Source organism: Bacillus sp. 491mf (assembly GCF_900112415.1).
Taxonomy (GTDB): Bacteria; Bacillota; Bacilli; order Bacillales; family Bacillaceae_G; genus Bacillus_A.
Genome location: NZ_FOLV01000090.1, coordinates 1 through 2,325 on the forward strand (window position 1 = coordinate 1; position 2,325 = coordinate 2,325).

The following is a 2,325-nucleotide window of genomic DNA, read 5'->3' on the forward strand; positions in this document are numbered from 1 at the left end:
CCAGTCTTATAGGCAGGTTACCCACGTGTTACTCACCCGTCCGCCGCTAACTTCTTAAGAGCAAGCTCTTAATCGGTTCGCTCGACTTGCATGTATTAGGCACGCCGCCAGCGTTCATCCTGAGCCAGGATCAAACTCTCCAATAAAGTGTTTGTCTAGCATCATAAATAAAAATTGACGTTTCACGTTGTTTGTTTCGTTCAGTTTTCAAAGAACTTGTTTGCCGCTCAATCAGCGACTCCCTTATGTTAACATCTCAGTTATTCGATGTCAACTAAGTTTTTCATTTCGTTTTCGCTTTCTGCTTTGTTGCATCAGCGACTCGTTTAATACTACACTCTTTCATATTAAACGTCAATATGTTTTTCTAATAAAATATAAAAAGGCTCATTTTCTATCAATAAGCCTTTTGTTTATCACCAGTCTATATATTTCCGACATATAAGTCGCTGCTATGCAGAGTACAACATAACCGCTATTTGCTTTCTCCCTTTGTTTTAATCCTTGCATATGGCAAAGCTCCTATATACTGTTGCTTTAAAATAAAGTTTGTTCAAATTGATACTAATTGCCTTGATAAACGAATAAAAAGAAAAAGCATGTTTTGAAAAAAGATTGATCAAAAACATTTTTAATATATTCAATTGAATCGTTTTCTTATAAAAAAGTTTGATTATATCTCAAAAATCCCTTCAATCTTCTTCATTATTTCAAAGGATCCTGAACTTTTATTTGAAAGTATCGCTATCTTGATTCCTGACTTAGGATAAAAAGCAGAATGGAAGCTTACGCCAGGGTCATATCCCATTACATGATACTTAATTATAGATTCTTCACTTTTAGTGATCCAAAGTCCATATCCATAATCTACCCCATCTTTAACATGGATTTGTGAATTCAAAAGTATTTCTGTACACTCTTTACTCAAAAGCTGATGATTAAACAAAGCTTCCCAAAATTTGATCATATCTGATGATGTAGTAAAAGCACCCCCATCAGCTCCACCTTTTATCGGAATAGAGTAGATATTTGTTCTCCATGTTCCATCTTTATTATCTATGTACCCATAGGCAGTGTTTTTAGGGAGTTGATCTAAAGGAAAATATCCTGAATCATTCATTCCACATTGTCGGAAGAGATTTGATTCAATATAGTTGGTAAAAGAAAGTCCTGATTGTTGTTCTACGATTAAACCTAAAACAATGAATCCGGCATTATTGTAGTGGAATTTATCTCCAGGTTGGAACATCATATTCTCCTTTTGAAATAAAGGCAGAAAATCTTTCACTTCATTCAAAAGATACATAGGTGTTTGTTTCCAGAGGTCTTCAAAGTTATCCATTACTTGTTCATCAAAATAGTCCGGTATTCCAGAAGTGTGAGTCAAAAGGTGATGAATTGTTATGTCTTTGTTAAAATACGGAAATTTTATGTTCAAACAATCTTCAATACGAGTGTCAAATGATAGTAGACCTTTTTCAACGAGTTGGCAAATCGCAATAGCTGTAAACAACTTACAGCCAGATGCAATTCCAAAACGTGTATGAACATTATTCAATGTTTGATCAGCCCTGTTCGCATAACCAAATGCTGATTCAAATAAGATTTCATCGTTATCCTTGATGTAAATAGCTCCAGAAAATTGTTCATCTATTATGTTATGAATTGCTTTAGTAAGGTTTAAAACTCGATTACTCAAAATAATTCCCCCTCATTCTATTAAATTAATGTCATTCGTTTTGTCTTTTCTTCCTCATTAATAAATAGTAATGTATTATTCCCCATTTCAATACGAATTTCCTTTTACTCATTAATACCAGGAGAGAATAAAGTCCAGCTTTTCAGGATAGGATTTTGAGTGAATAACCCCTCCTTATCCACCTTACGGTCTGATTGAAGAAGAGGCTTCCTGTTTCATAGACCGTTGCATAGCGGGGGGACCCACTGCGTCTTACACAGTCTCCACAGGCGTAGATTATACTGTTCGGACATAACCTTGCCCTACAGTTTGTAGACTTAGTTTGTGATAGGCAATTCTTCTAACCCTTTTTGTAAGATGTTCCGGCTCGCGTTATAGTCTCTATCCAATACCGTTCCACATTTTGTACAAATGTGAGTACGAATAGAGAGAGACTTCTTCACACGATTCCCACAAACAGAACAGTCTTGTGAAGTATACTTTGGTTCTACCTTAATGAGTACACCACCATGATTTTCACATTTGTAAGCAAGCATGTTTCGAAACATTCCCCGCATCAGAAATAGACTTCGATAATTTTCTATTTTTAACCATGTTACGAATGTTCAAATTTTCTACAACGATAA

At 35.1% G+C, this 2,325-nt stretch carries 1 protein-coding gene, 1 rRNA gene and 1 pseudogene; all 3 read right to left on the reverse strand.

Going from position 1 to position 2,325, the window contains the following annotated elements:
* A 16S ribosomal RNA gene (locus tag BM211_RS25690) occupies positions 1-146 on the reverse strand; the annotation flags it as partial.
* A 527-nt stretch (positions 147-673) separates the two neighbouring features.
* The gene (locus tag BM211_RS25695) at positions 674-1,699 is read right to left on the reverse strand and encodes a serine hydrolase domain-containing protein (protein WP_177207002.1); all 1,026 of its coding nucleotides are present in this window, start codon (positions 1,697-1,699) and stop codon (positions 674-676) included.
* A gap of 317 nt (positions 1,700-2,016) precedes the next feature.
* Positions 2,017-2,325 (reverse strand): annotated as a pseudogene (locus tag BM211_RS25700) (RNA-guided endonuclease InsQ/TnpB family protein); the annotation flags it as partial.